The 23,699-nt window shown below is 35.3% G+C and carries 20 protein-coding genes, 6 tRNA genes, 2 rRNA genes and 2 pseudogenes (1 of these 30 running past the window's edge); 9 read left to right on the forward strand and 21 right to left on the reverse strand.

Going from position 1 to position 23,699, the window contains the following annotated elements; genetic code table 11:
- Positions 1–305: 305 nt before the first annotated feature.
- Entirely contained in the window at positions 306–1,496 is a 1,191-nt protein-coding gene (gene chrA, locus EB239_RS13490; RefSeq protein WP_318261407.1) for a chromate efflux transporter, read from the reverse strand.
- 220 nt (positions 1,497–1,716) lie between these two features.
- Here chrA and EB239_RS13495 point away from each other — a divergent pair, with 220 nt between their 5' ends.
- Positions 1,717–1,908, forward strand: coding sequence for an ATP-binding protein (locus EB239_RS13495; RefSeq protein WP_404815217.1), 192 nt, complete (start codon positions 1,717–1,719; stop codon positions 1,906–1,908).
- A gap of 129 nt (positions 1,909–2,037) precedes the next feature.
- Here EB239_RS13495 and EB239_RS13500 read toward each other — a convergent pair whose 3' ends face one another.
- The 6 genes from EB239_RS13500 to EB239_RS13525 form a co-directional block, all read right to left on the reverse strand.
- Positions 2,038–3,132 (reverse strand): TDT family transporter, encoded by a 1,095-nt coding sequence (locus tag EB239_RS13500; protein WP_003870221.1) that lies wholly within the window; start codon positions 3,130–3,132, stop codon positions 2,038–2,040.
- A 187-nt stretch (positions 3,133–3,319) separates the two neighbouring features.
- Complete coding sequence (locus EB239_RS13505) at positions 3,320–3,694, reverse strand: hypothetical protein (protein ID WP_003870222.1); 375 nt, start codon at positions 3,692–3,694, stop codon at positions 3,320–3,322.
- A gap of 5 nt (positions 3,695–3,699) precedes the next feature.
- Positions 3,700–3,906 carry a 4Fe-4S dicluster domain-containing protein gene (locus tag EB239_RS13510; protein WP_003870223.1) on the reverse strand — a complete coding sequence of 69 codons (207 nt, stop codon included), beginning with the start codon at positions 3,904–3,906 and terminating at the stop codon, positions 3,700–3,702.
- A gap of 23 nt (positions 3,907–3,929) precedes the next feature.
- Complete coding sequence (locus EB239_RS13515; RefSeq protein ID WP_003870224.1) at positions 3,930–4,250, reverse strand: NifB/NifX family molybdenum-iron cluster-binding protein; 321 nt, start codon at positions 4,248–4,250, stop codon at positions 3,930–3,932.
- Positions 4,251–4,312: 62 nt separating this feature from the next.
- Positions 4,313–4,600, reverse strand: coding sequence for an ArsR/SmtB family transcription factor (locus EB239_RS13520; protein WP_003870225.1), 288 nt, complete (start codon positions 4,598–4,600; stop codon positions 4,313–4,315).
- Positions 4,601–4,821: 221 nt separating this feature from the next.
- Positions 4,822–5,055: a hypothetical protein gene (locus EB239_RS13525; RefSeq protein WP_042835482.1), complete on the reverse strand. Its 234-nt coding sequence runs from the start codon at positions 5,053–5,055 to the stop codon at positions 4,822–4,824.
- On the opposite strand from EB239_RS13525, the gene EB239_RS15315 reads away from it, so the two are divergent.
- Positions 5,047–5,235 carry a transposase gene (locus EB239_RS15315; protein ID WP_404815218.1) on the forward strand — a complete coding sequence of 63 codons (189 nt, stop codon included), beginning with the start codon at positions 5,047–5,049 and terminating at the stop codon, positions 5,233–5,235. The two genes, EB239_RS13525 and EB239_RS15315, sit on opposite strands and share 9 nt — an antisense overlap.
- Before the next feature lie 43 nt (positions 5,236–5,278).
- On the opposite strand, the pseudogene ltrA reads toward EB239_RS15315, so the two are convergent.
- Both ltrA and EB239_RS13545 read right to left on the reverse strand, forming a co-directional pair.
- A pseudogene (gene ltrA / locus EB239_RS13535) lies at positions 5,279–6,466 on the reverse strand (group II intron reverse transcriptase/maturase); the annotation flags it as partial.
- Positions 6,467–6,914: 448 nt separating this feature from the next.
- The gene (locus EB239_RS13545; RefSeq protein ID WP_003870227.1) at positions 6,915–8,333 is read right to left on the reverse strand and encodes a ParB/RepB/Spo0J family partition protein; all 1,419 of its coding nucleotides are present in this window, start codon (positions 8,331–8,333) and stop codon (positions 6,915–6,917) included.
- A 713-nt stretch (positions 8,334–9,046) separates the two neighbouring features.
- On the opposite strand from EB239_RS13545, the gene EB239_RS13550 reads away from it, so the two are divergent.
- From EB239_RS13550 to EB239_RS13570, 5 genes are all read left to right on the forward strand, one after another.
- The gene (locus EB239_RS13550) at positions 9,047–9,250 is read left to right on the forward strand and encodes a helix-turn-helix domain-containing protein (protein WP_003870228.1); all 204 of its coding nucleotides are present in this window, start codon (positions 9,047–9,049) and stop codon (positions 9,248–9,250) included.
- On the forward strand, positions 9,229–9,852 hold the full coding sequence (locus EB239_RS13555; RefSeq protein ID WP_129545162.1) for a CHC2 zinc finger domain-containing protein: 624 nt from the start codon (positions 9,229–9,231) through the stop codon (positions 9,850–9,852). Before EB239_RS13550 ends, EB239_RS13555 begins: the two co-directional genes overlap by 22 nt.
- A complete protein-coding gene (locus EB239_RS13560; protein ID WP_003870230.1) occupies positions 9,839–11,206 on the forward strand; it encodes a DUF3987 domain-containing protein in 1,368 nt (455 codons plus the stop codon). Before EB239_RS13555 ends, EB239_RS13560 begins: the two co-directional genes overlap by 14 nt.
- Positions 11,207–11,354: 148 nt before the next feature.
- A complete protein-coding gene (locus EB239_RS13565; RefSeq protein ID WP_129545163.1) occupies positions 11,355–11,852 on the forward strand; it encodes a hypothetical protein in 498 nt (165 codons plus the stop codon).
- A gap of 8 nt (positions 11,853–11,860) precedes the next feature.
- Positions 11,861–14,512, forward strand: coding sequence for an ATP-binding protein (locus tag EB239_RS13570; protein WP_003870232.1), 2,652 nt, complete (start codon positions 11,861–11,863; stop codon positions 14,510–14,512).
- A 338-nt stretch (positions 14,513–14,850) separates the two neighbouring features.
- Here the strand turns inward: EB239_RS13570 and EB239_RS13575 are convergent, their stop codons facing one another.
- Positions 14,851–15,894 (reverse strand): IS30 family transposase, encoded by a 1,044-nt coding sequence (locus EB239_RS13575; RefSeq protein WP_003870233.1) that lies wholly within the window; start codon positions 15,892–15,894, stop codon positions 14,851–14,853.
- 1,190 nt (positions 15,895–17,084) lie between these two features.
- Here EB239_RS13575 and EB239_RS13580 point away from each other — a divergent pair.
- A complete protein-coding gene (locus tag EB239_RS13580; protein ID WP_003870234.1) occupies positions 17,085–17,978 on the forward strand; it encodes a tyrosine-type recombinase/integrase in 894 nt (297 codons plus the stop codon).
- A gap of 221 nt (positions 17,979–18,199) precedes the next feature.
- Here EB239_RS13580 and EB239_RS13585 read toward each other — a convergent pair.
- The 3 genes and pseudogenes from EB239_RS13585 to EB239_RS13595 all read right to left on the reverse strand — a co-directional run.
- Positions 18,200–18,514 (reverse strand): annotated as a pseudogene (locus EB239_RS13585) (restriction endonuclease); the annotation flags it as partial.
- 15 nt (positions 18,515–18,529) lie between these two features.
- Positions 18,530–19,135: a hypothetical protein gene (locus tag EB239_RS13590; protein ID WP_129545165.1), complete on the reverse strand. Its 606-nt coding sequence runs from the start codon at positions 19,133–19,135 to the stop codon at positions 18,530–18,532.
- A 75-nt stretch (positions 19,136–19,210) separates the two neighbouring features.
- Positions 19,211–19,378, reverse strand: a complete 168-nt coding sequence (locus EB239_RS13595; RefSeq protein ID WP_003870237.1) for a helix-turn-helix domain-containing protein — start codon at positions 19,376–19,378, stop codon at positions 19,211–19,213.
- 195 nt (positions 19,379–19,573) lie between these two features.
- Between EB239_RS13595 and EB239_RS13600 the strand changes: the two genes are divergently transcribed.
- A complete protein-coding gene (locus EB239_RS13600; protein ID WP_003870238.1) occupies positions 19,574–20,773 on the forward strand; it encodes a tyrosine-type recombinase/integrase in 1,200 nt (399 codons plus the stop codon).
- 76 nt (positions 20,774–20,849) lie between these two features.
- Here the strand turns inward: EB239_RS13600 and EB239_RS13605 are convergent.
- From EB239_RS13605 to EB239_RS13640, 8 genes are all read right to left on the reverse strand, one after another.
- Positions 20,850–20,924: transfer RNA gene (locus EB239_RS13605), tRNA-Thr, on the reverse strand.
- 28 nt (positions 20,925–20,952) lie between these two features.
- Positions 20,953–21,028 (reverse strand) — tRNA-Phe (locus EB239_RS13610).
- Between the two features lie 9 nt (positions 21,029–21,037).
- Positions 21,038–21,114: transfer RNA gene (locus EB239_RS13615), tRNA-Asp, on the reverse strand.
- Positions 21,115–21,137: 23 nt separating this feature from the next.
- Positions 21,138–21,213, reverse strand: a tRNA-Ile gene (locus EB239_RS13620).
- Between the two features lie 5 nt (positions 21,214–21,218).
- Positions 21,219–21,293 (reverse strand) — tRNA-Glu (locus EB239_RS13625).
- A gap of 6 nt (positions 21,294–21,299) precedes the next feature.
- A tRNA-Asn gene (locus tag EB239_RS13630) sits at positions 21,300–21,374 on the reverse strand.
- Positions 21,375–21,384: 10 nt separating this feature from the next.
- Positions 21,385–21,493, reverse strand: a 5S ribosomal RNA gene (gene rrf / locus EB239_RS13635).
- Positions 21,494–21,525: 32 nt separating this feature from the next.
- Positions 21,526–23,699 (reverse strand): 23S ribosomal RNA (locus EB239_RS13640) (it continues 1,109 nt past the right edge of the window).

A 23,699-nucleotide genomic window follows, 5' to 3' on the forward strand; every position in this document is an offset into this window, starting at 1 on the left:
GTTCTGTTAATGATGAAAAACCAAAAAAACGATAAGAACACTTTTCACTTTATTAAAAGATCTTGAGGAATTAAAGACATAGCTTAAATCAGAAAACTGTCAGCATGTTGCCATGGAAATTAGAGGGATATGATGGTAATAATAGATATATTTAGTTCATAGAGTAGAGCAATAATAAACCATATAACAAAATATGGAAGTGTAACAGCTTAAGAAGTTGAAAGCTACAAATGCAAAGATATTATAAATAAAAAGCAAAAGTTCTGTATATTAGTATAATTCTGTATCTACAATCACTATAAACGTTAAGGTAGAAAGTGAAAAATAAATTGACTGTAATAGATAACTAAATATAATCCTATTCCTATTAATATAACCCACTTTGTATCAAGTTTTGTAAATCTCAATACGGCTAATGCACTTAAAAATAATGCCGAAGTTAATACATCAACAAGTGCATGCCTTGCTGTATTTATTACAACTAACATCATTAATCCTACAAATGTGGCTATTAGCCCATTTAATGCAGAATTGACATATTTATTATTTTTTATCCTCTCAAATATTTGAAATGTAATAACCACTAGTAAAAAAGAAGGAAGGAATATTGCTATAGTTGATACAACAGCTCCTAAAATCCCCATTACCTTATATCCAATAAATGTTGCTGTTATTATAATCGGACCTGGTGTCATCTGTCCAAGTGCTACACCAACCATAAATTGATTTAAATTTATCCAATGATGAATATTAATAGCTTCATTTTGTATTATTGGAAGCATTGTATAACCATTTCCAAAAACTAATGCACCAGTTTTAAAAAAGACTTCTGCCAGGTTAGATAAATTTTTATCATAAGATACTATTATAAAAAATATAATAACAGCAATAGATGTATTTATTATATCCTTCCATTTTATTGTCTTCATTTTTGTTTCATTTATTATTCTGGGTATTTCTTCGTTTTTCAAATTTAGTAATATTCCCATAAGTGTAGCAAAAGCCAATAATAAAAATACGTTATTATAGTATATTGAAACCAAAAATGATACTGCAGCTATAAAAAAGAAACGTACGTTAGTAATTGATGTTTTTGCTAAATCAATCACAGCATTCAGAATTAATGCAACAACAATTGCTTCTAACCCTTTAAACATAATATTTGTAAAAGCTATACTTTGATATTTAAAATACAACCAAGATAATATTGTCATAAAAAAGAATGAAGGTAATATAAAACCAACAAAGCTGCACAGTGCACCTAAAAGTCCCTTTAACTTATAACCAATATACACTGTAAGCGATACAAAAGTTGCCCCAGGCAATAATTGTGCGACAGCTAGTCCTTCAAGTAATTCTTTTTCAGATATCCATCCCAATTTTTTTACTATATTCTTTTTAGTTTCTACCATCGCTGTAGGTCCAAAAGCAACAAATCCTATTTTAAAATATATCAAAAACATATGAAACAAACTTATTTCAACTTTCTGATGCAATTCCCTTCCTTTATTATTCATCAATGTTTCCTCTCTCCTATGAGTTAAGTCTATAATTATTGCATAAAAATATGGCTAACCTATTTTTGACTATCTTTTTAAAGTTTCATTTTAGTATATTTCAAATTGAAGTGTTTACAATAATAACTACTAACACCAGTGATTAGGGTGTACAGTATATGTATGCTAAATTTAAAGAAATATATTATCTAAAGGTAACATAAAATACTCCCTTTTTAGTTTAAAAGGATTTGTGAAATGGGGTGAACTAATGTGGAATCCAATTCTTGCAACTCCAGTATTGGATAGATTGCTGCACCATGCCCATATAATTAACATAAGGCGTAACAGTTACCGTCTAAAGGATAAGTTAAAGACAACTCTTTATGGCACTCTAAACATTAAAGCTTAAGAAAATATATTTTCATTTATGGTCATATTTTATTAAGGATGAATAGTTAATTAAAAAAGCAGGGTAAGTCAATTTAAAACCGCTGAAAATGGGTCAATTTTGACCCGCTATTGCTACCAAAATATCCAACTATTTTTTATTACCTTCTGGTGGAACCAATAGTGTACCATTAAGTGTTCCAATCAAAGACTTTATAAAAGTGCTTATCCACAATATAGCAAGTAAAATTGCTAATAATACTGTATACCAGTATATAAGCTGTATTTTTGTATACATAAATACACTAAAAGCCGACAAAGTATATGCTGACAACGGAAATATAAATGCCCACCACGAAAGTGAAAAAGGTATTCCACCTTCTATAAGGTATTTAATTGTTATTATAACAGTAAGCACAAATGCCCAAAGCCCAAATCCCCACAATATAAGAGAAAGCATTTTTAAAGTATCTACCGTCAAAATTAGTCCTATTTCTTTTGAAGCATCAGCAATACCCATCAAACTTACAGTTCCTACGCCAATAGGCCCAAGTATAATCCAGAAAGTTGGTGTTGCCACGGCATGCGGCATTGTATGATTTATAAATCTGTTCAAAATAATACTACTAAGTATGACAAAGAGCATTAATCCAATTCCATAAAATACTATATCTATAATATTTATTAATTTTGCCAATTCAATGTTTTTTATAACATAAGCCTTAACTAGAAGATTTCCTAATAAAGGCACTACAATACTTGCAACAGGAGTTATATACCATGAGTAATTTGTAAGCTCAGGACCTATACCCTCTGTTATCATCATATTGTATGTTACAAAAACTCCAAAAAGCAAGGCAAGAGCTACACCATATACCCACAAAATTGTGCCCAAAGTCACAATAAATGCCATGCTAAAATATTCCTTACCTATCATAAAAAAGTTTGTTCCAAGAATTAAACCTCCTACAGGCATAGTAACAAAAAAGTTAGACATAACAGGATGCTTTAAATCCTCTATTAATTTATCAAAATGTAAAAACCATCTTCCTACCCACGGAATTATAAATATTAAAAACAAAAATATATTTAAGAAGAAAAGTGCTACAGCTGCTGGTTTTAAAAAAGGCATTTCTGCACTTAACAAATAAAGAACATTAGCAAATCCACCCGTACCCATAACGGATGCATACCATGCCGGTGAAAAGTGCCTTATAATGCAGTTAAAGCATATTCTGTGTTCCATTGGTCGCTCCTCCATTAATATATTCGAATTAACGAATATATTATATCAACATAATTAACATATGTCAACAACTAAGTAGAGGAATACTTTATATTTAACTTTAACACCATAAAAATATAACTTCGATTGTTGCTAAATATTTCTTGCCTGTAAGCTTTAGCAACAATCGAAGCCGTGTTAGATAAAATTATTTATTTTGCGATTGTTCTCTTTGAGCAACAGCTTTCTTTATTTCCTCAATAACCTGCTGTGTATTCATGTTTCTTATTTCGATTCCAATATGCTTATCTCTAGGAAAGCCTACATCATCAAAAGCATCTCTGTACATTTTCTTCTGCATTGTAGGGTCACAGGCAGCAACATAAAGTTCATCTATTTGAGCTCCTCTTAATAATTCCCTTAAATACCTATCTCCATCATCTGCACAAAGTTGAGGATGTAATCCTACCCATTCAAAAATTCCCTCTCTTCTTAGAGTGTTCAAAACTTCAAATGTATCCATCTCTTGAAATGATGGACATGTGCCTTGGCAGACACATAAAAGTAATCCTTTTTTACTCATAAAAATTACCTCCTATCTCCAAAATATGTTATAGCTTCATTATCACAAATTTTTGAACATCCACGGCAAAATTCCACGCAGTTGTCTGGATTTACAACAGCCGGATACCCATCGTCACCAATGGTATAAACGTCGTGTGGACAAAAGTTCACACATTGATAGCACTGAATGCATTTATCTTTATCTATTATAGGATACCAATTCTTTGCCACATATTTCACCTCCTCTCCAGCGTTTAAAGCTCTTTCAATATATCAGCTATCCTTCCATTTACATTCTTTATAACTTCTATATCATTTAATAAGAGCTCATTTTCTATGTCAGCATTATCTACAACTGAAATTACGATTTTTTGTGCATTGGTATTTTTGATAAAATCAACAAATTTTTGTGCATTTATTTCCTCTTCTTTAAAAAAGGGATTTTCTACGTTTTTGACTTTCTTTAATTTTCCATTTTCAATTTCTGCAACAGTAAAATACTCTGATGAAACAATATTACTTCCTATATCGCTATTTAAGCCAAGATGGTTTTTTGATGCAAAAGCAATTATCATTTATATTAACCCCCCTCATATATTTTTATATTCGAATATTCGAATATAGCAAGTAAAAAAATTTATTTTGTGACAAGAAAGATATTTTTCACTTCATCGATAATGTTTATGATATTTTCATCTGTTAAAGAATAATAAATTATAGTCCCTTCTCTTCTGGTTTTTACCATTTTATTTGCTCTTAATACCATTAAATGCCTTGATACATGGGATTGGTCTAAATTTAGTGCTGCCATCATTTGACATACGCACATTTCCCTCTTGCTTAAAAGCTCTATTATTTTTATTCTAGTAGGATGAGATAATGCTTTAAAATACTCCGCTACTTTACTATACAAATCAGCTTCCACTTTTCTCATCCTTTCATATAGATTATATTCGATTTTTCAAATATAGTCAAGTTAATTTTTTGTCAAGTCCGTGTCAAGTTTTCGTAGGTAAATTTTTTAAAATTTTTTTGTCTAACTTACCTCACCCCCAATACGTAATTCACTTTACTGAATATAAAATATGTTCTATTTATGTTAAATTATTACTTCAGAAGCAAACGCTAAACATCTCACTTCTTTTATTAGCCTTTAAATGTAAAATACTGGTTATTAACTTCCTGCTTCAAACACTTATCGCTAGACCATTGGCTCGCGTTATCTCTTTTAAAAACATATTTTATCCAGGGTCTTCCTGCAAATGGCCCTTCTAAAATCGGCAGTGAAACTTTTAGCCATTCATCTATTTCTTCAGCTTTGTAATCTTTTCTTACACTTATGTAAGCAAGTATCCACGGTTTATAAATACCATTCTTCAAAAAGCTGACCACTACTTTGCTTTTACAAGATACCCGGAGGAGGTACGAAAGCACATTTATACTACAAGTGCAGTTGAAAGTGTTAATAGCTTGGTTGAAAAAGTGAGAATAAAATCTGGTGGATATTTTCAATCAGCTGATATTTTGGAACTCAATGGTTTATTTGTAGAGAGCATTTGAAGCAAACAAAATGTGAAAAGCCTGTTCCAGTGATAAAAGCTTACAGTCTTCGCCTTATCCATTCGTCAAGGTTTTTCATTATGCTTTTCGCGTCTGCTAATCCAAAATAGTTGACCCATCCTGTTGTTATTTGATTTAGTCTTTTTATTCTGTTTTCCATGCTTATTCCCTTGTTCCGATTGGTTATTTCTCTTACTTTTTCCTTAAACCTTTTGATGGATTTTTCATGGATTCTTATTCTTACTTCGTTTTCTTTTGTATAGAATGAAAATCCAAGAAATTTTCTTCTCCATGGTCTATCTACAGCACTTTTTGCTTCGTTGACTTTTAGTTTTAATTTGCTTTCTATGAACTTCTTTATGCTCTTCATTACTCTGTTTCCTGCAGACCTGCTTTTTACATATATGTTGCAGTCATCTGCGTATCGGCAGAATTTATGCCCTCGTTTCTCAAGTTCTTTGTCTAGTTCGTCCAACATTATGTTTGCTAATAGGGGACTTAATGGCCCTCCTTGGGGTGTCCCTTCTTCTGTTGATATTTTGATTCCGTTTATCATTACTCCTGATTCTAGGTATCTTCGTATTAACTTTAGTACCCTTTTATCTCCTATCCGCTTTTCTAGTTTGGACATTATTATGTCGTGGTTTACTCTGTCAAAGAACTTTTCTAAGTCCATATCTACAACCCATGTGTATCCTTCATTTATGTATGCTTCTGCGGCTTTTATTGCGTCTTTTGCACTGCGTCCTGGTCTGAATCCATAACTGTTATCTGAAAATGTATGGTTGTAGACTTTATTTAGTATTTGGGCTATTGCTTGTTGTATTAGTCTGTCTAGTACTGTAGGTATTCCTAGTAGTCTTACTCCTCCATCTGGTTTGGGAATTTCTACTCTTCGCACTGGTTGTGGTTTGTATTTCCCCTCCAGCAGTTGTTGTTTTATGGTTGCCCAGTTTTCTTTGAGATACGGTAGAAGTTCATCTACTTCCATCCCATCTACTCCATGGCTTCCTTTATTTGCAACAACGCGCTTGTATGCTGCTTCCATGTTCCCTCGTTCTACTATCATTTCAAGCATCTTGCTGGTATATCTTTGTACTTCGTTTCTTCCATCTTCCGACGCCGATGATATACTATGCACTTCCGTTGTCTTTTGAAATTCCATTTCTCTATTCAACGGATAGCCTCTTTGTTGAGTTGTCTGCAGTCTCCGCATATCTTTCGAGTCCATAAGATTTCCCAAAACCTCCTAACGTTCGGTCCTTCCTTATCTATTCATGACTAGATAAGTACTATGACCTCTGCTGACTTCTCAAGGTTCAGCCATGCATCAGTGCATGGGTTGTCACTTCAGATTTACTTCCATGACTTATCCTTGAGACCTCCCCGGGTAAGAACGATAACTTTCATCTCATATATCTGCCAGATTTACTGTATGGGATTCGGGTAGTGTTGGATTTCGTTTTGTTACGCAAACTCATCCATCCCAATTCAGCCTCTTATCTGGTTCTTGTTCATCAGACCGAGATTTTGCCTTAAGCTTCCTTCAGATTCCACCTCACGATGGACACCCTTGCTCTTGGCTAGTGGTTCCCACTACCAAGCCCACAGCGGACTTTCACCGCCTAGTTATCGCCCATGCCGGACGCACACAAACTGAAAGACGCTATAAAAGCGTCTTAATTAGTATCAATCTTTGAAATAATCGTGCTAAACATTTCTTTAAGCTGTTTGCAAAGATTTAAGAAAGATTCTTTATCTTGTTCGTCAAAAGATGCTAAAATATCTAAATCAAGTTTTTCTAACTCTCTTTTAGTATTTTCAAGGCTTTCTGTTATTCTCCAGAGTTTTTGTGTATTTCCATTTTTTTCTTTTAACCACAATGTTTTGTAATTTTCTTTTTCCTGCTTAATTTGTTCATATTCCTGTTTTGCTTTTTTAAGTTCCTCTTCTGTTTGTTTAAGTTTTTCATAGATATTTTCCTGCTGTTTCTTTAAATTTTCTATTTCTTGTTTTATGTTGTCAGGAATTACTTCTATTTTTTCTATTGGTTTATTTTGGAGTTTTTTTAATTGTTCGTTTGTAAATTCAATAGCTGTTTTATATTGTTCTATAAGAGTCTCTTTTTGTTTTATTTCATCTTCTTTTTGTTTTATTTCAAGGTCTTTTTCTCTGTTTTGTCTTATTAATTCATTTAACTGATCGATAAGATCTTGCATATCTTTTTCTGCCTGTTCCCTTATCATTTGGACTTCCTGCATACTGATTTCCATAATGTCTTCTTTTAATGTTTTATAAAGAAGCTCTTGTATGGAAGGTTCAAGATATGCTATTTCGGTTGCAACAGATACAGGTATTTTATTTTCTCTTACAAGCTGCTGTATAGCAGGAATAAGTTCGTTGAGTCTTTTAAGTTTGTAATAATAACTTTTTTTGATTCCTAAAGTATCCATAATTTCTGATTGGGATTTTTTGGGTAATGGTTCTCCACTTAGTGAAGTTCCACTTCTTAAATACTGGTTATTTCCCCTCTGTATTTCATATATCCTTTCAAGCTCCAATATACCCTTTGCTACCTTTATAGGGTTTAAGTTTGCTATTCCCCTCTGTCTATAGTTTACTTCCAACAGTTCTTTTAAAATCCAATCTTCTTTTTTAATACCATCTTTGTTTTTATATTCTTTTACAATACAAGGTACTTCTTTCAGCCCCAATTCTCTCGCTGCACGTAATCTTTGACTTCCTGATACTACCGTGTAATCATCTGTTACTATAAGCGGTGTCAATATACCACTTGTCCTGATGCTTTCCAAGAACTCTTCCCACTGCCTACCTTCTATGTCGTCAAAAAACTCCCTGTTTAGTAAGTTCTCTTTCAACAGCTCGGCGCTTATCATTTGAATTGTTGGTTTCTCAGGAATATTATCTTTTTGTTTTACTTCTTTTTTCGGCTCTTTTTGTTCCTGTTTTACAACAGGAGTTTCTGCAGGGAATTCTATCATTCCAGGAATCTCAATCTTAAAATCCTCATTTTCTTCTAAAAACTCGATTTTAAATTCTTCATCGTTATTAAAAGAGTTAATATTAAAATTATTCATATTTTCTCACCTTCTTTTAATCTTTTCTTATTTTTACTTTCGTGTCCTATTAAATTAAATTTTATCAATCCATTTTTTAATTACTTTAAATATATATAATCTTGTTATACAGGTTGTAGTCGGAATTTTATTTTAATTTTCAATCTATTTGCTTATTTCTTCTCTTTACTTCTTGGATTGCATCACATATTAGTTATTCACAAAACATCTTATAGCTATATTTTAACATATACTGCACAAAGTATCAAATAAATTCGATTCATTATGAAAATATTTAGCTTTCTAAATCAGAAAAAAATTAAAAATTTCTATTGCCTTTTTCTAAAAAGGTGATATAATAAAATCGAAGGTGGAATTGAGAGATGCATTTTCTCTCAATTATAAGTATTTAAAAGGTGGATGTACGTATAAAAGTACATGCCATCTTAAATGAAAGAGGAAAACAGGCGTTTGTCTGTTAAAATGTGATGAAAAGGCGGATGAATTGCCTTTAACTTTAAAAGAAAATGTGGAAAAGGGTATTTTATGCCCTTAAACTACAAAAAAGGAAACAATAAACCTAAAAAGGTGTATTGTTTCCTTTTATTTTGAAAAGGAGGACAATGGATAATTCCATGTCCTCCTTTTGTTTTGTTAAATTTTAGTATTCAATTGTGAAAATAACTTAAATATTGCCATTTAGCATTTTGGAAATTTTTGTGGAGGTGTTTTTAATGAATAAAAAATTATTAAAATTAAGCGATGTTGCCGAAATTCTTGACATTAAAATAGATAGGATTTATGCCCTTGCAAGACAGGGAATTATACCCGTTGTGAGAATTGGACGCCAATTGCGAGTCGATCCAGAAAAATTACAAGAGTGGATAGAGCAGGGCGGTCAGGGCTTCGAAGGTGGATGGAAGAAAAAAGAAGGATGATAAATATGATTACTTCTAAATACAACATATTTCAAGTGGTAAAAGAAAATATTGATCTTATGGAAGCCATAGAGTACTATGGTTTCCAGCCAATAAGGAAAGGGCGTTATTATTGGCTCTTATGCCCTTTCCATTCAGAAAAGCACCCAAGCTTTTGTATTAATGGAAATACTTTTAAATGTTTCGGGTGCGGAGTCCATGGAGATGTAATAAATTTTGTATCGCTATTATTTAATTTGAAGCCTATAGACGCTGTTTATAGGCTTGTAACAGACTTTGGTATAGATTTACCATATGCAAAAAAAATTGACAAAATATATTGCAAAGCAAAACAAAATTACGAAGATATAAAACTTTACCAAGCTTTTATTACTCAAAGAGACAGAATATACGATTACTTATGCAATATACGTGATATTTATAGCCGTTTAAAAGAACTCATTACAAACCCAGAAGATATACAGCTCGACGAATTTGTTGAGACCTGCCATAAACAGGATCTCATAGAATACTGGTTGGATATTATTCTAACAGGAAGCATTCAAGAACAATATGAAGTGATTAAATCAGTAATCAAGGAGGTAACAAATGATGGAAAATAAATCACAAATAATCTCTGAACTTAAAAGAATTAAAAGTCAAGATCAAGACTTTGAAAAAATTATAACCATTGAACCAATATCAAGTCAATATAATGCTAATGAAGAAGATATTTTAATGGAAGAAGAAGCTATTCCATGGCCTGCTGACTTCACTAAAGAAGCATATCACGGCCTAGCGGGTGAATTTGTCAAATTAATAGAACCCTATACCGAAGCAGACCCCGCTGCTCTCTTGATGACTTTTTTAACAATCTTTAGCTGCTACATTGATAAAAAAATATTTATGCAGATAGGCACAGAAAAGATTTATAGCAATATTTATACTCTCATTGTTGGCAACAGTTCTAAAGCAAGAAAAGGGACAAGCTGGAATGCTGTCATAGAATTATTTAAAAGGTTAGATTCTAACTTCGTAACACACCGCGTAAAGAGCGGTTTTGGGAGCGGTGAAGGAATTATCGCAAAAGTCAGCGACGAAATGTATGATAAAAAAACAAAGCAATGGATTAAACGAGAAGACCAGAGATTGCTGCTGTTTGAGCCAGAATTCAGTTCCATTTTAAAAATAGGTAGTAGAGAAGGCAACATTCTCACAAATATTATAAGAGAAGCTTTCGACAATCATACTATTGAAAATAACGTAAAATACGACGATTCCTCTCTTCGATCCTCCAATCATCATCTAAGTATTGTCGCACACATTACAGCTCCCGAATTAAAAAAATTCATGAAAGAAGTAGATACAAAAAATGGCTTCTACAATCGTTTCCTGTGGATATGCGTAAGACGCAGTAAACTCTTGCCCATATCGCCACCTATAGATGATGGTATCTATAACAAGTTACTTTTAGATCTACATGACATAATTGAATGGCTTAATAACATAAATATCCATGTAATAACATTCGACGAATCCGTAAAAAGCTATTGGATTGAAATATACAAGGAGCTTTCCAATGAAGATACAGACGGATTAGTAGCAGATCTTACAGCGAGAGCAGAAACCTATCTATTAAGGTTGAGTCTTATATATGCAGTATTGGATAAAAGCATGACCATTAAAAAAGCCCATATAGATGCCGCACTCGCCGTATGGGATCGTAACGTTCAATCAATTAAATTTCTATTTGGAGAAAGTAAACCTGATACCATAGAAATAAAAATATTAAATGCTCTACAAAACAATCCAATGACCCAAGCAGAACTCTATAACAACATTTTTCATCACCATATAAAATCTGAAATACTCAACGAAGCTTTGCAAAAATTATCTGCCAAAAACAAAATTAATTGCCAAATAATTAAAACAAAAGGTCGACCAAAAAAAATTTGGTCGTTAAATGAAAATAATTAAATGTCCATTTAAAATTGTTTCATTATCGCTAAAAGCACAAAAAGCTCAAAAATTTGAAATTAACTATTTTAGTTGCACAAAATGAGAACATTATTCGCATTTAATGTACAGTTATTAAAAGGTCAGAAACCCAGAAAATATCCTATTTGTGCTTAATGTTCTTTTTATTCAAGAAACTATAAAGGAGATGATGTTTATGTCTTCCTACTGGGAAGAACAGAGTATTTTAAATAAAATGAAAAACAAATATTCTGCCTTAACTTCCTGGGATGAAAATAAAACATTTCGCTATATACAAGATAGTATTGAAAAAATGTCAAAGAAATATTATCAATCAAAAGTTCAAGGAGCAATCAACTGGGTAGAAAAATGTCATTCACCTTTAAATGAAAAATATAACAAAACGCTAGAAAAAATAGACCTCTCATTCAAAGCAAAAAACATGACAGAACTTTATGAAACTGTCGCAGCTTTTGAAGAAATAATCAACGAGATAATAAAAGAATATAAAAATGCAGTATTACTAGCTAATGAAATAAAAACCAGCATTTATAATCTCATATGGGATGAAAGTACTGGTTTTTATGAAATAAAAGATACTTCTATAAACATTAACATAGAAAAAATTTTTACAGAAAGGAGTTGAATATCAATATGGATAACATAGCAGCTTTAAAAGATACTAATAAAACCAATAACATTAAAACACTCAGCAGAATCACTGCAGAAATCTCTCGGGCTTCTGAATATTTTTCACTAAAAGAACTCCAAGCTCAAACTGGTCAGCCCTATACTAATTTTGCTTCCGTTGTGCTTAAGGAACTTGTAGACAATGCCCTGGATGCCTGCGAAAGCAACAACATTATTCCAGAGATAAATATAGATATTCTTATGAAAAATGACATATACCTGATTAGCATCTCTGACAATGGACGTGGTATTCCACCACATACAGTCAGCCGCATTCTTGATTTCAGCATCCGCGTTTCGGACAAGTCCATTTACCGCAGTCCGACGCGTGGCGCTCAAGGCAATGCTTTAAAGACAGTATTAGGTATTCCCTTTTCTCTTGGGTGCTCTATGCCAGTTATAATTGAGGCACAGGGAACAAAACACACAATTTATACTCGAGTTGATGCTATAGGAAATGTAAGAATAGAACATTCTAAAGAACCTTCTCAATATGTGGAAGGAACTAAAATTACAGTACCTGTCCCATCTGCCAATCAAAAATTTTATCCTGAATGGTGGGCAAAAGCTTTTGCAATTTTCAATCCCCATGCCTCGATAAAAATTAGACTTTTTGATAAAAAAAGTGTCAATGATTCAGCATGCTCAAATGCTAAAGACTTTCAGAATAAAACACTTGAATTTTTACCAACCGTATCTTTCCCAGATGAATGGATTAAATTTTTGCCAACTAATCCAACATCTCCTTGGTGGTACTCCGAAGAAGACCTTGCAAGATTGATTTTTGCTTATGTTTATTCAAAAAATGACATTACCTTAAGAGAATTTGTTCGTCAATTTCGTGGATTTTCAGGTACTCAAAAAGCAAAAGAAATTTGCAGTAAGTTTTCTGAAATAAAATATTTAAGGGATTTTGAAGAACATCAACCATTGATAGGGATATTGCTTGAAACAATGAAGAAAAATACAAATCCTGTCCATTCCAAAATCCTTGGTTTCTGTGGCGAAGAACACTTTAAAACCAACTTTTCACAACTTTACGGAATCAAACGCTTTTGGTACAAATCTTCTTTTGGAGAAATTGAAGGAATACCATATGTAATAGAAGTAGCTCTTGCAGAAACTCAAAAGGAGGGTGACATTTTCACAGGCATAAATTTTAGCCCTACTTTTGATGACCCTCTTGCATCAATTCCTCTTTCCTCTTCGGAATTTGAGGCTTATGGTATTCATGGGTTTCTTTCCCATGTTGTTCCTTACGCCCAACTAGAGAATAGTTTGAAACCTCAAAATAATATAGCAATGGCTTTTCATCTAGTATGTCCTTCCCTTGACTTTTTGGATAGAGCTAAAACACATATAACATTACATCCAAAAATAGCAGAAGATGTTGCAAAAACTTTATGGAGTGTATGTAAAACTATTTACAAGGAAAGAAAACAAAGAGAAAAAAATGCAGCACGCGCTGAAAGAAAAGCCATGGAAAGAGAAAAAATGCTTAAACGTGCCCAATATACAGTAAGAGAAGCAGTGTTCAAAGTATTACCAGAAGCAATAGAAAAAGCTACTGGTAACGGTAAATATCCTGTTAGTGCTCGAACTCTTTATTATCAAGTACGGCCGTTAATCCAAACTTACACAAATAAAGAACTTGAATACAACTATTTTAGCCAAAAACTTTTAGTGGAATATCAAAAAACTTATGGTGTAATAAATCTGATATACTATGACCCTCGAGGAATTCTTTACGAGCCATATACTAGGAAAACATTACCTCTAGGTACGAGAGAAGTGGAAAAATATGAATTCCCCGATTGGGTATTTAATAAAATACTTTACGTAGAAAAGAAAGGCGTATGGCCAGTTTTAGAAGCATCGCAAATTGCAGAAAGATACGACATGGCTATCATAGTAGCTGAAGGTTATGCAACTCAAGCAGCTAGAATTCTTTTCGAGCGGGCAGATAAGCAGAAAGACTACAAGCTTTTTGTATTACACGATGCAGATCCATACGGTTATAACATTGCTCGCACATTAAGAGAAGAAACAGAACGAATGAAAGGATATTCTGTCGACGTCATAGACATAGGTCTTAAATTAGAAGAAGCCCTTGAAATGGGGTTACAAAGTGAAACTTTTACTCGGGAACAAGACATACCTAATGGCATAAAGGAAAACCTTACTCCTCTTGAAAAAGAGTGGTTCATTGGTAAAAAAATCCACAACAAATCAAGTTTATCGCGTAGAATAGAGCTAAATGCTATGAGTGGTCCTCAACTTGTAGAATATATAGAAAAAAAACTTGAAAAATACGGAGCTTGCGCTAAGGTATTACCTCCTCAAGACATAGTTATAACCCATGCCAATAATCTTCACCATGCCCTATTAGAAAAACAACTGGAGCAACGTATAATAGAAAAGCTAAATATCCGTGCACTAGTTAATCGTACAATAGATCAATTGCCTTCTCCAAACTTCGGAAACCTTATGGAATATCTTTCTCAAGAATTATCTATCAATCCACCTGAATCATGGCGACAGCTAGTACAAGCACAGATTGAAGAGTATATAAAAGAAATATTAAATCAAGTTGATTGGAACTCCATTTTAGAATGATAGAAACTCATAAGATCCTAAAACAAAATTATTCCTGCGTTTGTGGATGTCATCCACAAACGCTTTTTTAATGGTATTATTAAATTTTAATATCAAAAATGTCGAGACAATTTTATATTATTATTTTGATATATTAAAATTTTTTATAAATTGCAATATTAAATGCAACACCTAATGAAAATCATGTAGATATAGGATTTGGAACAAATCATATATAACCTTAAGCCCATCTTAGTTAACAAATTGAGCGAAGGTCGTGATTTGTCAAGGGTTTAAGTCAGGCGAAGCCTGCCCCTTGACAAATCACGAACGAGCTCTAAACTTTATAAGGGATGGGCTTAACAGATTTTTGCCAGCTCTTCATAAAAGTATTTCTTAGGCGTTTTATAATTTAACAATTTTCGTGGAAGGTTATTAAGCCAATTTTCTACTCTCTTTATCGTATCTATAGATAAATCTCTAATACTTTTTCCTTTAGGGATAAAACGTCGTATAAGACCATTATGTCGTTCATTTGTAGCTCTTTCCCAAGATGAATATGGATGTGTATAATATACTTCTACGCCATATTCTAAAAGAGCACTTTCTAAATCACTAAACTCTGTACCATTATCAGATGTTATTGTTTTAAAGACTTTGTTTAAATTGTCACCAAACATATCTTTTAATTTTGATAGTGCATCTTTAACAGATTTACTGTCTTTTGTATCCAATAGTAATATTATTTCATGGCGAGTCTTACGCTCTATTAATGTTAAAAGGACCTTGTCATTAGACTTCTTGCCAATTAACGTATCTATTTCCCAATGTCCAAAAACTTCGCGGCTTTCAACTTCTTTAGGCCTAAAATCAATACTTTTACCCATAATACGTTTATTTTTACGGTTTTGTTTCTTCCTTGGTTTTAAGCGTAGTTTTAAAGGTAAATCAATGTTTTTAACTTTTAATAATCCTCTATCTATATAGTTGTACAGTGTTTTAGTACAAACAATGGTTTTATTATTCCAACTTGGGTCCTTCTTACAATAACCTACAACTGCGTCTGGTGACCATTTTTCATTTAATATTTTATTTTCAGCATATTTCAAGAAATCTTCTGCTTTAGCTACTTTAAATTTAGCTCCACAATTTGAACGATTTTTTTCGTAGACAGCCTGACCGGTTTCAGGAAAATAGCTTGTATAAGAAGACAAATCACTTCTAAGTTGTGTAGTAGTTCCACGTTTAATTTCACGGCTTATAGTACTTGGAGATCGGTTAAGTTTTTTAGCAATATACCGAATACTTCTTCCTTCTTTGAGTAATGCATAGATCTCTCCTCGTTCATAGCTACTTAAGTGTTTAAAAGAACGCTTTTTTGTGGTATCATTATTATGAACCATAGTGAAAATCCTCCTTGTATGATGTTTAGTTGACACCTATATCATACACGATTTTCACTATGGTTTCTATTTTTTTATCTGTTGCATTTAATTATACAACTAACTTATATTAAAATTTTTTGAATTAAATTCATTTACTTGTATCTTGAATATTTTTAAAATTTGGATTATAATATATGTAGAAATTAAGAGGCAGCCGACGTAAAAGAAACTACAAATGTTGTTCCCCTTCCGTTTCAAGAGGAAGGTTGTCCGCCAAAGGGCCGACATAAAACAACGTGGTTCCTTCTTTGTTCGAAGAAGGTTGTCCGCTGTTCCTCTTACGGCTGACTGCTCAACGGCCGTTAAAAGAGCATGACATCAGGGCCTTTGACAGCGTTACCCGGCAAAACAATAAAAATCGGTATTTCCGGTTTTACCGACGTAAAAATGAAAGCTTTTGTATCCTTGTTAACGAGGTTGGTCATACCGCTCCGTGCTGATAATAGCGGTTACTGGCCGTAAAACAAAAGCCAACAAAGCACGGTTGTCCGTAAAATCGCTGCATTGCAAAAAATGTGGCGATTTTTTGTTTTGTCAGGGGTAACAGCATCAGTCTGATAAGAATTTGTCGGCAACATGCTACAAAATCTTGTCAGCGGGCGGATAAAGCGGCTTACCGGCTTTATTCACGACATAAGTTTAACTGGTATGATGTTTTAACAAAAGCTTTACCTAAGAAAAATGAATTCGAAATTTGAAGGCTTTGAATATAAAGCTACCTATACCAATCAGAACAATATCTCAATTTTGCAACAGTACCGCTCCAGAGACATACTTTAAAAGGGCATGCAAAGCAGAACTTTTACATAAGCTTGCAGAGCCTTTCTCTATTAAGACCCTAAAGTGCTACTTTTTAAAAAGTCCCTTGTCACTTTCCCTAACAAAAACTACGAAGCACAGCTTAAACTAATAAAGACCCAAATGTACTACTTTAGATAGGGGAATATAAACGGCGACAAGCAGGTTATATTCTGTGTAAATGATAAAATTAAAATATTTTTGTACAAAAAGTGGCATATAATTTTGTACAAAAATATATTAACTTTTACATTTATAGATAAGCTATAAATTTTTTAATACTACAGAAGTATAAGAATGCGTAATCAGACTTTGTAAAACAAATCTTGAATAAAAGGAGGTGGTACTTAATGGCTAGAAGTGGAAGTTTATTTCATCAGCTGTTAAACAGCCTAAAAGAACAGCAGGCATTCGGGAAAAGTAAATATGAAGTCAAGATAGAGGCAAGACAGCAAGCATTAAAAAATGGACTTCATGGCAAGGATGTCTTTAATGCAATGAATAATTCCGTTTTCAATGCTGGCATTTTTTCTGTACAAACATATGCAACTTACAGAGCGGAAATTAAAAAGTTCGCAGACTGGTGCAAATCCAAAGGGTTAAAAAACAAGGATTTTGACAAATCGAAAGAATTAGTACCGGCATATCTTGAAGAGAAGATTGCAAAGTGCCAATCTGCCTGGACAATCAAGGTAGCAAGAGCAGCCTTAAGAAAAGCATATAAAGACAACGAACTTGCAAAAGAAGTGAAAATACCCGAAAGAAAAATCAAAGAGATTTCAAGGTCGAGAGTTGAAAGAGAACATGATAAAAAGATTAATTTAAATAACTATAAGGATGTGGTGGATTTTTGTAAGGCTTCAGGTTTAAGAAGGCGAGAACTTTTTTCTGTTGCTGTGAAAGATATCTATGAGAAGGATAACAGATTATACGTACATGTCAGAAACGGCAAAGGAGGTAAAGAAAGAGAAGTACCAATACTCAGAGAATTTCAAGAACGTGTAAGTGAAATAGTTAAAAAAGTCAGAGACAAAGGCAAAGAACGATTGTTTGAAAGAATACCTAGCCGCATTGACGTCCACTCCTATCGCCGTGAGTATGCAAAACAAAGATACAGAGAGATAAGAGGCAAAGAATACAAAAAAGGAACAAGAGATAAAGAGGATAGAAAAGCCGTAAGAGAAGTCAGTAGAAACCTGGGCCACAATCGTGAAAATGTTACTGTATCTCATTATTTGTCATAAAATAGCTCTTATATCTATTGCCATATACAAAAAGCGCACGTCTGCAAAAAGAAGCAGAGGTGCGCTTTTAAATTCGGATTTTTGATTTGAGCGAAGCGAAAATGAAAAATCCGTACCGCTGTGAAATATATAATTTTACTTCTAAACTAAAATCATTGACTATTCACGTCATTTCATTCTTTCTTAAATTATATTTGGAATCTTTGTATTATTATGAATTTTTATATTACTAAAATATTAGGAAAAAGTTCTTTTACAGAGACATATGCTTGATTTGTTTCTGCACCACGACGAGTTTTTTCTCGAATAACTGTTTGTAAATTTAACCGGCCTTGTAAAATATAGTAGAGGTCCAAACCATCCATACATAAAATATTCGTGCGTTTACCTTGAACAAAAGCTTTTAGTCCTTCTTCAGTAAAATCAGAATAACTAATAAATAGCCCCCTTGACCATTCTGCCTTACCAGCAACTTTTCCTGAAAAAGCTAATAATTCTTCCACACCAATAGGCTTGTTATGCCATTTTGCTTCAACTAAATAAGTATCATTCTAGAATTGAAAGCTACCATCAATTTGTTCACCAATCAACCGAAGTGGACTGCGAGGGGTCATGCCAAAAATTTCAAACATATTTTTTAAAAATTTTTCAGATTGATATCCTCTTTCTTGAGGTGAAAGATTATCTAAAGCACGCAATTCTTTCTCTAATTGATCCAATTCTTTTAGTGATACACTTAATTTATCAGGCCCTGAATGAACTGAACTTGGGAGCTGTTTAAGGAAACTACGATCATGTAGCTCAGGAATTTTAAAACCTACACGTGCAACAAGTTCATTAAGCTGTTCAATTTCTTCTCGAGTAATTGGTTCTCCTTTGCTTTGACGATATAGAATAGCACGCTGTACAATTTTAAGAATAAGAGGGCAAAATTTATCCGGCCTTTTTTCTAATGTTTTTACAAGAAGCTGAAAAATTGCAGGTAATTTACTACTATTCTTCCAAAATTGGGAAAGTCCTGGATCTACAGCAATTCCATCAAAGGATATATTTTGATTTGCAAAAGGATGAGCTTTACCTGGTAAGAATGGATAAAGATGTTTTGCAAGTTCACTTAAAGCATTAGTTTGGGCCGGAGATAATGTCATCCCTTTCATCTCCTTTTTCTCAATATTTTGTTAAATTAATTTAACTCGACATTAAATTAACTGAATAAGTTAACAGAGTTCATATTACTTTTTATGCTCTTCAAGAAACTTATTAAGCTCACTTTCAGGAATACGCACTAAGTCACCTATTTTTATAGCTGGTAAACGTCCTTCTCTGACCCATCTGTAAACAGTATGTATATTAACTTTCAATAACTCTGCAACCTCTTTTACTGTATAAAATTTGTCCATTGTACTCCCTCCATGTACATTATAATATCACAGGCTATAAATAATTTCAAAGTAATTAAATAAAGTTGAAAAAATTTTCCTTGTTTTTTTGCTTTATATTTTGTTATATTTTATTATATAAAACTTGATTTTATTATATTTTATTATATAATATGTAATAAAGAAATAAAAATATTCTTCAAAGGAGGTGCCGCAATGGGAAGATCAATCGGACAAATAATTAATAGAGGCAAAGATAAATGGCTTGTTAGAATTTTTTTAGGGTATGATGAAAATGGTAAACGCAAATATCATAACAAAACTATATATGGAAGTAAAAAGGATGCTGAAAAGTACAAAATAGAGAAACTGAATGAAATTAACAAAGGAATTTTTGTTGAACCTGCAAATATAACATTAAAAGAATACCTCGATGAATGGATAAAAACTTCTCTAAAGGGACGCGTAAAAGCAACTACTTACCAAAGCTATGTAAAAATTATAGAACTCTACATTAAACCTGTTTTGGGCGACTATAAAATTTCAAAGTTAAATCCTTTGCTAATACAAGATATGCTTACAAATATGATGAATAAAAATCTTTCAGCAAGAACAATAAGATATACACATACTATCTTAAAAAATGCTTTAAACCAAGCTGTTAAATGGCAAATTATAAGCAATAATCCCTGCAATAATGTGGATTTACCTAAGCAAACAAAGCAAGAAATGAAAGTACTAACACCAGAACAGGCTAAAAAGTTTTTAGAAGCTTGTGTTTATAACAGATGGGGAATCTTATTTGAAGTCCTATTAACATCAGGAATGCGTCCTGGAGAAGCCCTGGGCCTCAAATGGGAAGATATAGATTTTAAAAATAATCGTATTTACGTTAAAAGAAATCTCACAAGAACAAATGATGGATGGAAACTTGAAGAACCAAAAACACCAAGAAGCAGAAGAACTATACCACTGCCCAAAGAGGTAATGAAAAGTCTTAAGGAACATAAAAAAAACCAAACAGAAGAAAAGCTTAAAGCAAAGGAAACTTTAAATTATGATAAAGACAAGGATAAGTTTAAGCCGGAAGAATGGCAAGAGAAGTTAAAGGACCCCAAAGTATATATAGATTATGGTTTTGTATTTGCTGCACAGAATGGTAGTCCGTTAGATATGCGAAAAGTAGTTGAAAGATATTTTAAGCCTCTTTTAAAAGAAGCAAATTTACCTGACATACGGTTATACGATTTAAGGCATACATGTGCTACTCTTTTACTGGCAGCAGGAGAAAATCCAAAAGTAGTAAGTGAGAGGTTAGGACATGCAAACATAACATTAACGCTTGACACTTATAGTCATGTATTACCTGATATGCAAAAGGAAGCAGCAGCAAAGCTTGAAGAAATGTTATTTTAATTTCGATTTCGCACACAATTCGCACACAAAAAGGGTATCGACACAATGTCGATACCCTTAAAATACGCATAAATGCTGGAGCTGGCAGTGGGATTCGAACCCACGACCTGTTGATTACGAATCAACTGCTCTGCCACTGAGCTACGCCAGCAATAGCTAAAAACTCCATAAAAAAATTATGGTGCCTCGAAGTGGAATCGAACCACTGACACAGGGATTTTCAGTCCCTTGCTCTACCTACTGAGCTATCGAGGCATAATATAATGGCGACCCAAAAGGGACTTGAACCCTCGACCTCCAGCGTGACAGGCTGGCGCTCTAACCAACTGAGCTATTGGGCCGCATTATTATTTAATTTTTTAAATGGTGGGCCTTCAGGGATTTGAACCCCGGACCAATCGGTTATGAGCCGACCGCTCTGCCAGCTGAGCTAAAGGCCCATATTTGGTGACCCCGACGGGATTCGAACCCATGTTGCCGCCGTGAAAGGGCGGTGTCTTAACCACTTGACCACGGGGCCACGATTTGGCTCCTCAGGTAGGACTCGAACCTACAGCCTACCGGTTAACAGCCGGTTGCTCCACCATTGAGCTACTGAGGAATATTTTTAATTCCGGCAGCGACCTACTCTCCCGCGAAAGCAGTACCATCGGCGCTGGAGGGCTTAACTTCCGTGTTCGGAATGGGAACGGGTGTTTCCCCTCCGCTATCGCCACCGGAAATCTAGACCCTCAAAACTGCACAAAGCCTTCTCGGTCAAGTCCTCGACTGATTAGTACCGGTCAGCTAAGAGTGTTTCCACTCTTACACCCCCGGCCTATCTACCTCGTGGTCTTCGAGGTGTCTTACCCCGGCACTCAACTCTACTCACTAGTGGAAAGACTATTCTTTATCCTCTCTTTTAGCCATCTACGCCCTTGTCCTGACTTTTTTAAATGTTTCTCCCTTATTAACGCATCTTTTTTATCTCTATATGCTTCATAGTATACTAATCTCCATTTTCCTTCTCTTGTACTCTTTACTTCTTTTCGTTGATGCGCTAAATACCTTTCCTTTATATTAGACGTATAGCCTATATATATCTTTCCTTTTTCATTTGTCAGGACATACACATAATACATCTTGCCTTCCTCCAGTAAGTATAGTTGAGTGCCGGGTGGGAAACCTAATCTTGAGGCGGGCTTCACGCTTAGATGCTTTCAGCGTTTATCCCCTCCGAACTTGGCTACCCAGCTGTGCACCTGGCGGTGCAACTGGTACACCATCGGTTCGTCCACCCCGGTCCTCTCGTACTAGGGGCAGTGCCTCTCAAGTTTCCTTCGCCCGCGACGGATAGGGACCGAACTGTCTCACGACGTTCTGAACCCAGCTCGCGTACCGCTTTAATGGGCGAACAGCCCAACCCTTGGGACCTACTTCAGCCCCAGGATGCGATGAGCCGACATCGAGGTGCCAAACCTCCCCGTCGATGTGGACTCTTGGGGGAGATCAGCCTGTTATCCCCGGGGTAGCTTTTATCCGTTGAGCGACGGCGTTCCCACTCACTGCCGCCGGATCACTAAGCCCGACTTTCGTCCCTGCTCGAGATGTCTCTCTCGCAGTCAGGCTACCTTCTGCCTTTGCACTCTCTCGCGCGATTCCCGTCCGCGCTGAGGTAACCTTTGGGCGCCTCCGTTACCCTTTAGGAGGCGACCGCCCCAGTCAAACTGCCCACCTGCCATTGTCCCTACGCCGGTTCCACGGCTATAGGTTAGAATTCCGGTAATCCCAGGGTGGTATCCCAACGCCGACTCCAGTAAGGCTGGCGCCCTACCTTCTCCGTCTCCCACCTATCCTGTACAAGAATTACCAAAATCCAGTGACAGGCTACAGTAAAGCTCCACGGGGTCTTTCTGTCCAATCGCGGGTAACTCGCATCTTCACGAGTACTACAATTTCACCGGGCCCCTCATCAAGACAGCGCCCAAGTCGTTACGCCTTTCGTGCGGGTCGGAACTTACCCGACAAGGAATTTCGCTACCTTAGGACCGTTATAGTTACGGCCGCCGTTCACTGGGGCTTCGGTTCAGTGCTCTCACACTTCCCCTTAACCTTCCAGCACCGGGCAGGCGTCAGCCCCTATACTTCGTCTTCCGACTTAGCAGAGACCTGTGTTTTTGGTAAACAGTCGCTTGGGCCTCTTCTCTGCGGCCTTTCGGCACTCCTTCTCCCGAAGTTACGGAGTCATTTTGCCGAGTTCCTTAATGAGGGTTCTCCCGCTCGCCTGTGGATACTCTCCTCGCCTACCTGTGTCGGTTTGCAGTACGGGCACCTTGGACCTCGATAGCGGCTTTTCTCGGCAGCTGCTTCGGTGGCTTCGCCTTCCGGCTCCCCTTCTCAGGCCCCTGCCAGTACGCGGATTTGCCTACGTACCCTTCGGTGCCTGATTGGACGTGCCCTACCAACCGCACGCTCCACCTATCTCGCTGCGTCCCCACTTCTCTTTGCGGCCCTCGGTGGTACCGGATTCTCTACCGGTTCCCCATCGCCTACGCTTTCGCCTCGGCTTAGGCCCCGACTTACCCTGGGTGGATTACCCTTCCCCAGGAAACCTCAGGCTTCCGGCGGTAAGGTTTCTCACCTTACTCTCGTTACTCATGCCGGCATTCTCTCTACTGTACAGTCCAGCTTAGCTTACGCTTTGCCTTCTACCCGTACAGTACGCTCCCCTACCCCACCGCTTCCGCGGTAGCCCCAGCTTCGGTGGCATGTTTGAGCCCCGTTCATTTTCGGCGCAGGACCTCTCGACCAGTGAGCTGTTACGCACTCTTTAAATGTATGGCTGCTTCTAAGCCAACATCCTGGTTGTCTTCGAAGTCCCACTTCCTTTACCACTTAACATGCCCTTTGGGACCTTAGCTGGAGGTCTGGGCTGTTCCCCTCTCGA

It is taken from the genome of Thermoanaerobacter ethanolicus JW 200 (assembly GCF_003722315.1).
Taxonomy (GTDB): domain Bacteria; phylum Bacillota; class Thermoanaerobacteria; order Thermoanaerobacterales; family Thermoanaerobacteraceae; genus Thermoanaerobacter; species Thermoanaerobacter ethanolicus.

Coding starts and splice junctions, on each gene's coding strand:
- EB239_RS13500 (WP_003870221.1), bottom strand. CDS start 3,132: ATGGAACACAGAATATGCTTTAACTGCATTATAAGGCACTTTTCACCG.
- EB239_RS13505 (WP_003870222.1), bottom strand. CDS start 3,694: ATGAGTAAAAAAGGATTACTTTTATGTGTCTGCCAAGGCACATGTCCA.
- EB239_RS13515 (WP_003870224.1), bottom strand. CDS start 4,250: ATGATAATTGCTTTTGCATCAAAAAACCATCTTGGCTTAAATAGCGAT.
- EB239_RS13545 (WP_003870227.1), bottom strand. CDS start 8,333: ATGAATAATTTTAATATTAACTCTTTTAATAACGATGAAGAATTTAAA.
- EB239_RS13550 (WP_003870228.1), top strand. CDS start 9,047: ATGAATAAAAAATTATTAAAATTAAGCGATGTTGCCGAAATTCTTGAC.
- EB239_RS13555 (WP_129545162.1), top strand. CDS start 9,229: ATGGAAGAAAAAAGAAGGATGATAAATATGATTACTTCTAAATACAAC.
- EB239_RS13560 (WP_003870230.1), top strand. CDS start 9,839: ATGATGGAAAATAAATCACAAATAATCTCTGAACTTAAAAGAATTAAA.
- EB239_RS13570 (WP_003870232.1), top strand. CDS start 11,861: ATGGATAACATAGCAGCTTTAAAAGATACTAATAAAACCAATAACATT.
- EB239_RS13575 (WP_003870233.1), bottom strand. CDS start 15,894: ATGGTTCATAATAATGATACCACAAAAAAGCGTTCTTTTAAACACTTA.
- EB239_RS13580 (WP_003870234.1), top strand. CDS start 17,085: ATGGCTAGAAGTGGAAGTTTATTTCATCAGCTGTTAAACAGCCTAAAA.
- EB239_RS13590 (WP_129545165.1), bottom strand. CDS start 19,135: ATGAAAGGGATGACATTATCTCCGGCCCAAACTAATGCTTTAAGTGAA.
- EB239_RS13595 (WP_003870237.1), bottom strand. CDS start 19,378: ATGGACAAATTTTATACAGTAAAAGAGGTTGCAGAGTTATTGAAAGTT.
- EB239_RS13600 (WP_003870238.1), top strand. CDS start 19,574: ATGGGAAGATCAATCGGACAAATAATTAATAGAGGCAAAGATAAATGG.